This window comes from Microvirga sp. 2MCAF35, from assembly GCF_052115545.1.
GTDB lineage: Bacteria > Pseudomonadota > Alphaproteobacteria > Rhizobiales > Beijerinckiaceae > Microvirga.
On the sequence record NZ_JBFRGW010000001.1, the window covers coordinates 137,480 to 150,646 of the forward strand.

At 64.8% G+C, this 13,167-nt stretch carries 11 protein-coding genes; 8 read left to right on the plus strand and 3 right to left on the minus strand.

What is annotated here, in order from left to right; translation table 11 throughout:
- The first annotated feature begins 46 nt into the window (after positions 1-46).
- From AB4097_RS00625 to AB4097_RS00655, 7 genes are all read left to right on the plus strand, one after another.
- Positions 47-2,302 (plus strand): glycoside hydrolase family 3 N-terminal domain-containing protein, encoded by a 2,256-nt coding sequence (locus AB4097_RS00625; protein ID WP_442036210.1) that lies wholly within the window; start codon positions 47-49, stop codon positions 2,300-2,302.
- Between the two features lie 89 nt (positions 2,303-2,391).
- Positions 2,392-3,183, plus strand: coding sequence for a YoaK family protein (locus tag AB4097_RS00630; protein WP_442036212.1), 792 nt, complete (start codon positions 2,392-2,394; stop codon positions 3,181-3,183).
- 41 nt (positions 3,184-3,224) lie between these two features.
- Entirely contained in the window at positions 3,225-4,328 is a 1,104-nt protein-coding gene (locus AB4097_RS00635; RefSeq protein WP_442036214.1) for an AI-2E family transporter, read from the plus strand.
- Between the two features lie 54 nt (positions 4,329-4,382).
- Positions 4,383-5,222 carry a DUF1206 domain-containing protein gene (locus AB4097_RS00640; protein WP_442036216.1) on the plus strand — a complete coding sequence of 280 codons (840 nt, stop codon included), beginning with the start codon at positions 4,383-4,385 and terminating at the stop codon, positions 5,220-5,222.
- Positions 5,223-5,369: 147 nt separating this feature from the next.
- On the plus strand, positions 5,370-6,209 hold the full coding sequence (locus AB4097_RS00645) for an MASE4 domain-containing protein (protein ID WP_442036218.1): 840 nt from the start codon (positions 5,370-5,372) through the stop codon (positions 6,207-6,209).
- A complete protein-coding gene (locus AB4097_RS00650) occupies positions 6,206-7,840 on the plus strand; it encodes an MFS transporter (protein ID WP_442036220.1) in 1,635 nt (544 codons plus the stop codon). The genes AB4097_RS00645 and AB4097_RS00650 overlap by 4 nt, the downstream gene beginning before the upstream one ends.
- A gap of 111 nt (positions 7,841-7,951) precedes the next feature.
- Positions 7,952-8,788, plus strand: a complete 837-nt coding sequence (locus tag AB4097_RS00655) for an alpha/beta fold hydrolase (RefSeq protein ID WP_442036222.1) — start codon at positions 7,952-7,954, stop codon at positions 8,786-8,788.
- Positions 8,789-9,162: 374 nt separating this feature from the next.
- Here the strand turns inward: AB4097_RS00655 and AB4097_RS00660 are convergent, their stop codons facing one another.
- The 3 genes from AB4097_RS00660 to AB4097_RS00670 form a co-directional block, all read right to left on the minus strand.
- The gene (locus AB4097_RS00660) at positions 9,163-9,639 is read right to left on the minus strand and encodes a cyclophilin-like fold protein (RefSeq protein WP_442036224.1); all 477 of its coding nucleotides are present in this window, start codon (positions 9,637-9,639) and stop codon (positions 9,163-9,165) included.
- Entirely contained in the window at positions 9,636-10,865 is a 1,230-nt protein-coding gene (locus AB4097_RS00665; RefSeq protein WP_442036226.1) for an MFS transporter, read from the minus strand. Before AB4097_RS00665 ends, AB4097_RS00660 begins: the two co-directional genes overlap by 4 nt.
- A gap of 88 nt (positions 10,866-10,953) precedes the next feature.
- The gene (locus AB4097_RS00670; RefSeq protein WP_442036228.1) at positions 10,954-12,009 is read right to left on the minus strand and encodes an alpha/beta hydrolase; all 1,056 of its coding nucleotides are present in this window, start codon (positions 12,007-12,009) and stop codon (positions 10,954-10,956) included.
- 177 nt (positions 12,010-12,186) lie between these two features.
- Here AB4097_RS00670 and AB4097_RS00675 point away from each other — a divergent pair, with 177 nt between their 5' ends.
- Entirely contained in the window at positions 12,187-13,080 is an 894-nt protein-coding gene (locus tag AB4097_RS00675) for a LysR family transcriptional regulator (RefSeq protein ID WP_442036230.1), read from the plus strand.
- Positions 13,081-13,167: the final 87 nt, after the last annotated feature.

Consider the following 13,167-nt stretch of genomic DNA (forward strand, 5'->3'; position numbering starts at 1 on the left):
GGGCGACCTCGCGATTAAGTGTTATCGTTCCAAAAAGGAGATAATTGTGCGGCTTTCTGATGTCCCCGGCTTGACGCAACTGGCGCTTGCATTGGTCCTCACGGTCTCGTTTCTCCCGATGGCAGGCGCCCAGGAACTCCAAGATCAGGCCATCGAGCGCCGCGTGAACGAGCTTCTCGGCCAGATGACCCTGGAGGAGAAGGTCGGCCAGCTGAATCTTGTCTCCCATGGCCCGCCGCTGCGCTGGGAGGACATCTCCGAGGGGAAGGCCGGCGCCGTCCTGAACTTCAACAGCGCCCAGGATGTGGCGCGCGCTCAGGCGCTGGTCCGTCAGAGCCGCCTCAAGATCCCGCTGCTTTTCGGGCTCGATGTCCTGCACGGATTCCGCACCCAGTTTCCCTTGCCATTGGGTGAGGCCGCAGCCTTCAGCCCGCGCGTCTCCCGGTTCGCCTCCGAACGGGCCGCCAGGGAAGCGTCCTATGTCGGCGTGAACTGGACCTTCGCGCCCATGGCCGACCTGTCGCGCGACAGCCGCTGGGGCCGCATCGTCGAAGGCTTCGGCGAGGATCCCACCCTCGGCGCCGCCCTCACGGCGGCCCGCGTGGAGGGCTTCCGCAAGGGCGGTCTCGCCGCGGCGGCCAAGCATTTCGCGGGCTACGGTGCTCCACAGGGCGGGCGTGACTACGACACGACCTACATCCCGCGCGCGGAGATGTACGACACTTATCTGCCGCCGTTCCGCGCGGCGGTGGAAGCGGGCACGGCGAGCTTCATGGCCGCCTTCAACGCCCTGAACGGCGAGCCCTCGACGGCGAATCCGTGGCTGCTGACGGACGTGTTGCGCACCCAGTGGGGCTTCGACGGCTTCGTGACCTCCGACTGGGTCGGAATCGGCGAGCTTATCAATCACGGCATCGCGGCCGATGGCGCGGAGGCCGCCCGCAAGGCGATCCTCGCCGGCGTCGACATGGACATGATGGGACAGCTCTACATCAAGCATCTTCCCGACGAGGTGCGCGCCGGCCGGGTGCCGGAGAGCGTGATCGACGAATCCGTGCGGCGCGTGCTGCGCACCAAGTTCCGCCTGGGCCTGTTCGATCGTCCCGATATTGATTCCTCCCGTGTGGATTCGGAATTCCCATCGCGGGAAGCGCGTCAGGCCGCCCGCGAGGTTGCCCGCGAAACCTTCGTGCTGCTGCAGAACCGGGACGATGTGCTTCCGATCCCGTCGAAGGTCCGCTCCATCGCGGTCGTCGGGCCGCTCGCCGATGCGGCGCAGGACCAGATGGGCCCTCACGCAGCACGTGGCCACAAGGAGGACAGCGTCACGATCCTCGAAGGTATCCGCCATCACGCGCAGAACGCGGGAATTGCCGTACGGCATGCGCCGGCCTGCGACCTGTTCTGCCGCAATACGGACGCGCTGCCCGCCGCGCTCGAGGCCGCAAGGCAGTCGGATTTCGTGATCGCCGTCTTCGGCGAGCCGCAGGAACTGTCCGGCGAAGCGGCCTCCCGGGCTCATCTGGAGCTCAACGGCAAGCAGATCGAGGTGCTGGAGGAACTCGCCAAGACCGGCAAGCCTGTCGCCCTCGTCATCATGGGCGGACGTCCGCAGGTGCTGGGCCCGGTGGCGGACCGCATTCCGTCGATCCTGATGGTCTGGTATCCGGGCACGGAAGCGGGCCCCGCCGTGGCCGACGTGCTGTTCGGCGACGTGAACCCGAGCGGCAAGTTGCCGCTCACTTGGCCGCGCGCCACGGGGCAGCTTCCGTTCTATTACAATCGTCTCCCCAGTAGCCGCCCTACTCTGCCGAACAACCGCTTCACCCTGAATTATATCGACGAGGCGATCACGCCGCTCTACCCCTTCGGCTGGGGCCTGAGCTACACGCACTTCGCCTATTCCGATGCAAAGATTGCAACGCAACAGCTCGACGAGGGCCAAGCTCTGGAGGTCTCCGTCACCGTGAAGAACACGGGCGCGCGCGACGGCCAGGAAGTCGTGCAGCTCTACACGCGCGATCCGGTGGCAAGCCGCAGCCGACCCTTGCGCGAGCTGAAGGCCTTCGAGAAGATCGCCCTCAAGGCCGGCGAGACGAAGCAGGTAACCCTGCGCGTCCCCGTCGAATCCCTCGGCTTTCATCTCGATGACGGCACCTATACCGTCGAGGCCGGCACCATTCAGGTCTTCGTGGGCGGCTCGTCGCTCGCGGAGTCCGTGGGCGAGGCGGAAATCACCAAAACCTTCCGTATCCCGCCCATGGAGCGGCGCGCTTCCGTTTCGACCGGCGTTGCACAGTAACGCACGCAGGCCATCCATACGCAGCCCGCTCAGCGCGTCGCGACGAAAGCCGGATCCCTTTTTTCGCGCGATGCACTAAGCTGGCTGCGATGAGCGCCCAATCGACAAAGCCGGAAACGCGCGACTTCACCATCCGGGCGGTGAAGACCATCGCGGCATTCGAGCGCACGACCGTGACGGATACGCTGTTGGGGATGTCCCTCACCTTCGTGGCCGGCGCGATCAATGCCGGCGGGTTCCTCGCCGTCGGCCAGTATACGTCGCACATGTCCGGCATCTTCTCCTCCATGGCCGACAATCTCGCCCTGGGCTCGCTCGGGCTGGCGAGCCTGGGCCTCCTTGGCTTCGTGCCCTTCGTCATGGGAGCGGCCTGTTCGGCCATGCTGATCAACTGGGGGCGGCGTCATCACCTGGGCAGCCGCTACGCCATGCCACTAATGGTCGAGTCCGTCCTGCTTCTCGGCTTCGGGATCCTGGGCTGGCTCGCCCCTCCGTCGCCGGGTTTCGTCGCCGTCTCGATCCCCCTGCTCTGCTTCATCATGGGCCTGCAGAACGCCACCGTCACGAAGATCTCGGGCGCGCGCATGCGCACCACCCACGTGACGGGCATCGTCACCGATATCGGCATCGAACTCGGCAAGCTTCTCTACTGGAACCGGAACGCTCACAATCCGGATCGAATCGAGGCGGACCGCGATAAGCTGCGCCTGCTCGTCCTGCTGCTCGCCTCGTTCTTCATCGGAGGCGTCGTCGGCGCCATCGGATTCAGCCATATCGGCTTCCTGTTCGCGCTTCCCTTCGCTCTCCTGCTGCTCCTGCTGGCCGGTCCGCCCCTCGCAGAGGATGCCGTAACCCTGGCCCGCCGGATGGCAAAGCGCTGACGCGCCATTGGCCTGCGGCCGAGGAAGCCTAGATTCCCTTTATGCAAGAGAAAGCCGCGGCTCCTTTTTCCCAGCCGTTCGACGGCGATGCTCCCGATGCCCGCGCCCGGCGGGTCACGCGCCTTGTCGGTGCGGTGGCGCTCGTCGGGCTCGCTCTCTGGATGATCGGCTCCTATCTCACCACCATCGGCTGGGCGGCGATCATCGCCATCAGCGTCTGGCCGCTCTATCGCCGGTTCCAAGCCCGCCTGGGAGGCTCGCACCTCGCCGCCCCTCTGCTGATCACCATCGCGCTGGCCGTTCTCCTCCTCGTGCCGGTCGCCCTCGTGCTGACCGAAATCGGACGGGAAAGCCAGTTCGTCATGGAATGGCTCGCGCGGCTGCAGCAGAACGGCATGCCGGTGCCGGACTGGGTCCATCGCCTTCCGCTCTTCGGGCAGCATCTGGACACGTGGTGGCAGGCGCATCTGGGACGGCCGGAATCCGCCGGGCAGCTCCTGAGCGGCCTCGACAGCCAAACCCTGACCGAGTGGTCGAGAACTCTCGGCGGGGCGCTGGTGACGCGCCTTCTGCACACCTTCCTGACATTCCTGGTCCTGTTCATGCTTCTGCGCCATGGCCGTGAGATCGGCCAGCACGTGCTGGCCGCCATCGACCGCTGGTTCGGCGCACCGGGCGAGCGCCTGGCGGAAACCATGGCGTCCGCCGTGCGCGGGACAGTGAACGGGACGATCCTCGTCGCCGTGGGCGAAGCCGTCCTGATCGGCATCGGCTTCGTGGTTGCGGGCGTGCCGCATGCCGTCCTGTTCGCATTTCTGACCGCCGCCTTCGCGATGTTGCCGATGGGGGCCTGGTTTGCGTTCGTGACCGCCGCGATCGTGCTGGTTCTCGGTGGCGGATCCATTCTCGCGGCCGCGGGCGTCGTCGCATGGGGCGCTGCCGTCATGCTGATCGGCGACAATCTCGTCCAGCCGGCCCTGATCGGCGGAACAGCGCATATTCCCTTTTTATGGACCCTCTTCGGTATTCTCGGCGGCCTCGAAACCTTCGGCCTGATCGGCCTCTTCCTCGGCCCGGTCCTCATGGCCGCTGTCCTGACGATCTGGCGCCGGCAGAGCAGCCCGGTTCCGGATCATCCACGTTGAGGAACATTGACGAAGGCTGGACGGTTCACCCCTGACACAAAGGAGCCGCCCGCCATGCCCCGGATCAGTCCCAACCCCGTCGAGGCCCTGGCCCGTTTCGGCTATGGAGCACGGGGAGTGGTCTATGGGCTTGTCGGCGGTCTCGCGCTTCTCGCCGCCATCGGCTCGGGCGGACAGACGGGTGGCAGCCGTAGCGCCCTGCAGACATTGCTCTCGCAACCCTTCGGCAAATTCTGGCTGATCCTGATCGCACTCGGCCTCTTCGGCTTCTGCGCCTGGCGGGTGCTGGAGGCGCTGACCGATGCCGATCGCCGTGGTTCCGACGCGAAGGGCTGGGGCACCAGGGGAGCCCATCTGATCAGCGGCATCATCTATGCGGGACTTGCCGTGTCGGCCCTCAATCTCGCCCTCGGACGCAGTTCGGGGGGCGGCGAAGACAAGGCGGCCCAGGATTGGACGGCCTGGCTCATGAGCCAGCCCTTCGGCCAATGGCTGGTCGGCTTCGTGGGCCTCGCGGTGGCGGGAACGGGCCTCGCCTTCCTCTGGAAAGCCTGGCGGGGGAAAGTCGCAGAGCGCCTCTCGCTGCCCAGCGACAAGCGTGACTGGTTCGTCACGCTCGGCCGCATGGGATTCGCCGCCCGCGGCGTCGTGTTCCTGATGATCGGCGGCTTCCTGATCCTGGCGGCCCTCCACGCCTCGTCCTCGGACGTGCATGGTCTCGGCGGCGCGCTGCAGGCCCTGCAACGGCAGCCCTACGGCTGGGTGCTCCTGGGCCTCACGGCCCTGGGCCTCTTCGCCTTCGGCCTGTTCGGCCTCATCCAGGCCTGCTACCGCCACATCGACGCCCCCGATCTCGACGACGCCAAAGCGGCCGTTGCGCGGGTGGCGCGATGAGAGACGACAGGCGCTGAAAAACTGGCGCCCCGGCTTCCGCATCTCCCTTGGACGTCGAGTTCCTGCTTCGTGGTATGTCCCGCGTATCCTTCCATCTGATCAGCAAATCCCGTATCACCTCGCGACGATGACAGTCGCGATGCATCCATGGCAGAAGCGCAGAGCAGACACCCGTTCCTGCTGTCGACCGCAATCCCCAACCGCCGGCAGCGGCGATTGGCCGTGGGGATCCTGGCCGCTCTGATTGCCGCGATGCTTCTCGTTGCTCCCTTTGCCCATGTCGGCTTCCCCGGAACCGAGATCCTGATCCCGGCCTATGCAGCCGCGGCTTTTCTCATCGAGCTGCTCACGGCGGCTTTTCTCTTCGCGTTGTTCTCGGTCGACCGCTCGCGAGCCGTGCTTCTCCTGGGCACCGGCTACCTGTTCTCCGGCCTTTTGGTCATCCCATGGTCCCTCACCTTTCCCGGCGTCTTCACCGCGCTCGGGTTGGACCCGGATATCCAGGTCACGGCCGTGATCGCCGCCAGCAGGCGCCTCGGCTTTGCCGTCTTCATCCTCGCCTATGCTCTCACGAAGGACCGGAAGCCTCGGGACCGTATCAGCGGCTCACTCGGCAGGGCCATCATGGGTCGGGCGGCCGGCGTTGCCGGCGTGGTGTTGCTCCTGGTCCTCGCTGCGGTCCTCCGAGCGGACGACCTTCCGGCCTTCATGCGCGATGCGAGAGAGGTCACCCCGCTCTGGCACTATGTCCCGGTCGCATCGGTGCTTCTCTATCTGGCCAGCCTCGTGACACTCGGGACCCGGCTTCGCTCAACGCTCGATCTCTGGCTGATGGTGGTGCTCGCCACGCTCCTGGCGCATCCGTTCTGGACCTTCGACGGACCGGATCGCGGACACCAGACCGCCACCTTCTTCGAGCATGTTGCCATCGTCGGCGGGCTGGCTGCTTCAGCCCTGTTCGTCAATAGCGCGAGGCAGCGCCGATGATCGAAGCCCAAACCAGCATGGCAAAGGGTGCCGCCCCGTCGCCCAGCACCTTCGCGCCCCTGCATCACCGGCTGTTCGCGGTCATCTGGGCCGCCACCGTGCTCGGCAACATCGGCACCTTCATGCGCGATGTGTCTTCATCCTGGCTCGTCACGGACCTCTCGGCCTCGCCGGCGGCGGTTGCGATGATCCAGGCCGCCGGAACCCTGCCCGTCTTTCTGTTCGCAATCCCGGCCGGCGTCCTGTCCGACATCCTCGACCGCCGCCGTTTCCTGATCATGGTCCAGATCGGCCTCGGTCTCGTCAGCTCCTCCCTCGCCTTCCTGGCCTGGACAGGCAACGCCACGGTGGAGGGTCTGATCCTGCTGACGTTCCTGGGAGGCACAGGGGCCGCGCTGGCAACCCCGGCCTGGCAGGCGATCACACCGGAGCTCGTGCCCAGGGCCGATATCAAAGGCGCGGTGGCGCTCAACTCTCTCGGCATCAACATTGCCCGCTCCATCGGTCCGGCTCTCGGCGGCTTCATTCTGGCGGGCCTCGGCGCAGCCGCCGTCTATGGAATCGACGTCCTGACCTACGTGGTCGTGAGCGCCGCCCTCCTGTGGTGGAAGCGTGATGCCGGCGCCGAGGATGGCTTGCGGGAGCATTTCAGCGGAGCCCTGCGGGCTGGCGTCCGCTACGCCCGTGCCAGCCGCAGCCTTCATCGAATCCTCTGGCGCGCAATCCTGTTCTTCGGCTCTGCCAGCGCGGTCTGGGCCCTCCTGCCTCTCGTGGCTCGCCAGGAGATCGGCGGTGGTCCGGGCTTCTACGGTCTTATGCTCGGCAGCGTCGGTGCCGGTGCGATCTGCGGCGCCCTGATGATGCCTCAGGCCCGTGCCCGCCTGGGTCAGGATGGTCTGGTGCTCGCCGCGACCCTGATCACCGCTGCAGCGACCATCCTCCTCGCGCTGACGGATTTCGAAGCCGTGGGCCTGATCGCGACCTTCGTGCTCGGGATCGCGTGGATCACGATTCTGACCACCCTCAACGGGACGATGCAGGCCATCCTGCCGAACTGGATCCGGGGCCGGGGACTGGCGATCTATCTCACGGCCTTCAACGGCGCCATGGCGGCTGGAAGCCTGGGATGGGGCCTCGTGGCCCAGGAGATCGGCACCGATACCACTCTTCTCGTCGCCGGAGCCGTTCTGGCCTTGAGCGGGATCCTGGCCCATCGGGCGCCGCTGCCCTCGGGGGAAGGCGACCTCACGCCCTCCCTGCATTGGCCAGAGCCTGCCATGGCCGAGCCCGTGGCGCACGACCGGGGGCCGGTGCTGATCATGATCACCTATCGGATCCTGCAAGACGACCGTCTCGCCTTCCTGACGGCCTTGTATCGGCTCTCGGAGGAACGGCGCCGGGACGGAGCCTATGCCTGGGGCATCTCCGAGAGCGCAGCCGATCCGGAACACATCGTCGAGTGGTTCTTCGTCGAGTCCTGGGCAGAGCACATGCGCCAGCACAGGCGCATCTCCAAGACCGACGCGGACATTCAGACAGAGGCTCGCCGCTTCCACCAGGGACCGGGCGCACCGCTGGTTCAGCACTTCCTCGGCATCGACAGGCCGGACGGAAAACCCACCGCAACCTGATCAAGGAGAGATCCCGACGTCCGCATCACTCCGTTCTCCAATCCCCTGACCCGCCGCGACACCCTGGCGGCAGCGGCGGCACTTCCCACCCAAGCGAAAGGAACGACTCCCATGGCGACGATCACCACCAAGGACGGCACGGAAATCTTCTACAAGGACTGGGGCCCGAAGGATGCCCAGCCGATCATGTTCCACCACGGCTGGCCCCTCTCCGCCGATGACTGGGACACGCAGATGCTGTTCTTCCTGCAGCACGGCTACCGCGTCGTCGCCCATGACCGGCGTGGACACGGCCGCTCGGCCCAGGTCAGCGAAGGCCACGACATGGACCACTACGCCGCCGACGCCTTCGCGGTGGTGGAAGCTCTCGATCTGAGGAACGCCGTCCATATCGGCCACTCGACGGGCGGCGGCGAGGTTGCCCGCTATGTGGCAAAGCACGGCGAGCCCGCAGGCCGCGTCGCCAAGGCGGTTCTGGTGAGCGCGGTTCCGCCGCTCATGCTCAAGACCGAGAGCAACCCGGAAGGCCTGCCGATCGAGGTGTTCGACGGCTTCCGCAAAGGCGTCTCCGACAATCGGGCCCAGCTCTATCTGGACGTGGCATCAGGTCCTTTCTACGGCTTCAACCGCGAAGGCGCGAAGGTCTATCAGGGCGTGATCCAGAACTGGTGGCGCCAGGGCATGATCGGCTCGGCCAAGGCGCATTACGAAGGCATCAAGGCCTTTTCGGAAACCGACCAGACGGCGGACTTACAGGCGATCTCGGTGCCGACGCTCGTGATGCACGGCGACGACGATCAGATCGTCCCGATAGCGGACGCCGCGTTGAAGTCGATCAAGCTGCTGAAGAACGGCACGCTCAAGGTCTACGAGGGCTACCCGCACGGAATGCTCACGACCCATGCCGACGTCATCAATCCGGATCTGCTCGCTTTCGTGAAAGGCTGAGGGAGCCTGGAGCATCGGACCCACTTTTGGGTCCGATGCTCCACTCCTGGAAGAGCGCATCGTTGTGAGCGGAAAACCGGATCCACTTTTCCGCACGATGCGCTAGAGCTGTTTCCAATGGCGTGGAATCAGCTCTCCTTTTCTGTGCCGCATTTTTCGACGGTGAAGCGGATCCCCTCCACCGAGAAATGTTTTAGCGCGTCATGCGGGCCCTGAGGGGCATGCCGCACGATGCGCCGGCGCCGATGACGGCTTTGTCCTTGATCATGGCGCCTCTCCTATTGCCGGTCTGCCTTCCGGTCTCGGAGTTCAGTCGGGCGTTGGATGAGTCGGAGACGCCCACACGCGGATTTTGAGGCGCCGCCAACCTTCATTCAGGGAATGCGTTGGATCCTGAGCGGAAACTTCCCGCGGGTGAGCAAGGGCTCGAAACTGCCCTTGAAGCGGCCGAGGCGGATCACCCCTTCCGAATAGCGGTAGCTCCCATGATACATCGCGAGATTGCCCCATGGAGCGAAATATCCGAAGTCACCGGGCGCCGCGTCGTCAAATGCCCGGCTGCCCTGCTCCGTTAGCTTGCGCGGCAGATAGGCGATCTTTTCGTTGTTGCCGTAGTCATCGATCGTCAAATCGAGCGGCAGCAGGGATAGAAAATCTCGCGCTGACGGATTGTCGTGGAGGATGACGATCAGAGCCTGATCGTTAAAGGTCAATCTGATCTTCATGTGAGTTGATTCCTGACGTGTTGGATCGTTCCTTTGCTGCGAGAAGGATCGCCTCGGCAGGGCAACGCTCGCAGCCATCGCACCGAGGAGAGCACGGCGTAGCGGCGAGAACGACTGAGCTGTCATGGCAAGCACTCCTCCAATGATTGGTTCCGTCCGGAGATATCCGATCGGACCCGGTGGGCACAAAGCCCCGCAACGGCTGCCCCCATCACGAGAACGAGCGCACTGAACGCAAAGGTCGCTTGATATCCCTCATGGTCGAACAGCAGGCCACCGGACGATGCGCCAAGCGCGATCGCAAGCTGGACCACGGCAACCATGAGCCCACCGCCGGCTTCCGCATCATCGGGAAGCGCTTTGCTGAGCCACGTCCACCAGCCGACCGGCGCTGCCGTACCGACGAAACCCCACATGGCGAGCAGCGAGGTCGTCGCGAAGGGCGAATGGCCGAGCAGCATCAACGCGCCAGCGATCGCGGCCATGACCAGCGGCAGGATGACGAGCAGGCTGTAGAGCCGCGCCTTGAGCAAGAACCCGATCAGAGAGGTGCCGACGATGCCGGCGGCGCCGATGACGAGGAGAATCAACGAGAGCACGGACGTGTTCACGCCGGTGACCGTCTCGAGAAATGGGCGCAGATAAGTCTGAAGGACGAACTGGCCCATGAAGAACAGCGACACGGCGGCCATGCCGAGCGGCACGTTCTGGCGGCGCAGGACGCGGAAGACGGTTCCGGTTCGCACTTTCGTCACCGGCATCGACGGCAGGCTGACGAACAGCCAGACGAGTGTAACGGCCGCGAGAGGCACGACGGCGAAAAAAGCGCCGCGCCAGCCGATATACTGGCCGAGGAAGCTCCCCAACGGCGCCGCGACCGTGACGGCGAGCGCATTGCCGCCATTGAGGAGGCCGAGAGCCCGCGGCACCTGAGCCTCAGGTACTAGGCGCATGACGGTCGCCGCCGACATCGACCAGAACCCGCCGATGACGATTCCGACGAGCGCCCTGCCCGCCATGAAGATGGCGGGGTTCGGCGCGAAGCCGACCATGGCGCCGGAGATCATCATCAGCAGCGTGAGGCCCAGCAGCACCGAGCGGCGGTCGATGCCACGCGTGAGCCACGAAATCGACAGGCTGGTGAGAACGGCGAACAACCCGGAGATGGCAATCGCCTGTCCGGCACCTCCCTCGCTCACCCCGAGGTCGGACGCGATGGGGGTCAGGAGGCTGACCGGCATGAACTCGGAGGCGATCAAGGTCGCGACACAGAGCGTCAGCGCGAAGACGGCGCTCCAAGCGGCTCTATCCGGGGCAGATAGGCTCGTTGCCATGGTGTCTGTGTGCGTCATGATGGATCCTTGCTGGGAAGCACGTCCGGAGATCCTCGCCGGCTTCCGGACGTGCTGGGTTGGAAGTGGTCGTCAGGCCCTGAGCGGCTTACGAGTTCAGGTTGCCGCGGAAGAAGTCGGTCAGCTTGCCGAACGGGATCAGGTCGACGCGATCGTAAAGGTCCACATGGCCGGCGTTCGGGACGATGAAGAGCTCCTTCGGCTCTCCGGCCCGCTTGTAGGCGTCCTCGCTGAATTCCTTCGAGTGCGCCTTGTCGCCGGTGATGAAGAGCATCGGCCGCGGGGAAATCGCCTCGATGTCGTTGAACGGGTAGAAGTTCATGAACCTGACGGCGCTGCTCAGGGTCGGCTTCGTCGTCAGCTCGGCCTTCTCGCCCTTGGGCGTATAGGCACCGCGCGAGGTGCGATAGAAGTCGAAGAACTCGCGCTGGACGGGGTCGGTATCCGCCGTCAGCTCGTTGACGGTGCCGGGAATGTAAACGGTCTCGCCGCCGGCGAACTCGACCAAGCGCTGAGCCGTCGCTTTCCGGATGAACTCCTTGCGCTGTTCGAGCGTGATCGAATGCTTCAGCCCGTTCCGGAAGGCCGCACCCATGTCATACATGCTGACCGTCGCGATCGCCTTGAGACGTGGGTCGATCTTGGCCGCGCTGATGACGAAGCTGCCACTCCCGCAAATGCCGAGTGCGCCGATGCGCCCCTGATCGACAAAGGACTGCGTGCTCAGAAAATCCACCGCGGCGCTGAAGTCGTCCGTATAGATGTCCGGCGCCACCAGGTGACCCGGTGAACCCTCGCTCTCACCCCAGAACGAGAGGTCGATCGAGAGGGTCGCGAAGCCCTGCTCAGCCATCTTCGTGGCGTAGAGATCTGCGCTCTGCTCCTTCACCGCGCCCATGGGATGCCCGACGACGATCGCGGCCAGCTTCGCGTTCGGCTGCATGCCTTTGGGCGTGAAGAGATGGCCCGCAACATTCATGTCGTACTGGTTCTGGAAAGTGACGCTCTTCACGTCGACCCTGTCGCTTCTGTAGAAGTTGTCGGCGCTGTTCGACAGATCCTGAGCGCGCACCGGAGAGGCGCCGACGGCAAAGCCGGAAACCGAACCCAGCATGATTGCGAGGCTTAAGGCGACTTCCTTCATCTCATTGTCCTTTCCTGATGTGCCTGGCCGCTTCCCCGCGCCGTGACCGTGACCGACGAACACCTGCACGGCGGCTTTTCGAGCCAAGCCTCTCTGTTCTCGTAAATCAATTTAGCGGGTGCCAACTCATAGGATTAGGTGCTATATTGAACATGCGCCTATAAGTAGGATTTATGAATGTTGCGCGAGACCGTGGGCGATCTGGTTGCCTTCACCGCTGTTGCACAGGAAGGCAATTTCACACGCGCCGCCGTGCGACTGGGTGTGTCCCAGCCGGCCCTGAGCCAGGCCATGAGAGTGCTTGAGGAGCGGCTGGGCGTGCGGCTCCTGAACCGCACCACCCGTAGCGTTGCGCTCACAGAAGCCGGCGAGCGCCTTCTGCGCAGCATCGCGCCGCAATTCGACCAGATCGAGGGAAGCCTGCTGGCGCTGACGGAGCTGAGGGACAAACCGTCAGGCATCGTCCGCATCACCTCGACCCAGCATGCGGCGGAGACGCTGCTCTGGCCGAAGCTGTCGAAGCTGATGCGCCAATATCCCGACATCGCGGTCGAGCTCGTGACCGACGAAGGCCTGACCAACATCGTGAGCGAGCGTTTCGATGCCGGCGTTCGGGTGGGTGAGTTCGTCGAGAAGGATATGATCGCGGTGCGCATCGGGCCGGAAATGCGGCAGGCGATCGTCGGCACCCCGGGCTACTTCAAGTCGCGACCGGTGCCGAAACGGCCCGAAGATCTCACCGGCCACCGCTGCATCAATCTGCGGCGCGTCACGCGGGGCGGATTTTTTCCATGGGAATTCGAGAGGCGAGGCCGCGAAATCAACGTTCGGGTCGAGGGCCAGCTTGCGGTCAACAGCCTGGAGCTTGCACGCAGTGCGGCGCTGGAGGGGCTCGGGCTTGCCTACCTGCCGGAGGACCTGGTCGAAGAGCCTGTCAGGAAGAAACAGCTCGTGCGGGTATTGGAAGACTGGTGCGAACCCTACCCCGGCTACCACCTCTATTACCCAAGCAGCCGGCAGCATGCCCCAGCCTTTGCCGTCGTGCTGGAAGCGCTTCGCTTTCGCGGCTGACGGACGCGGTGACGCTTCGCTCTCTGGCGACCACAAGGAATGCGAAGAGATCGTTCAGGTTCTCGGTCGGCATTCATAAGCGCACCT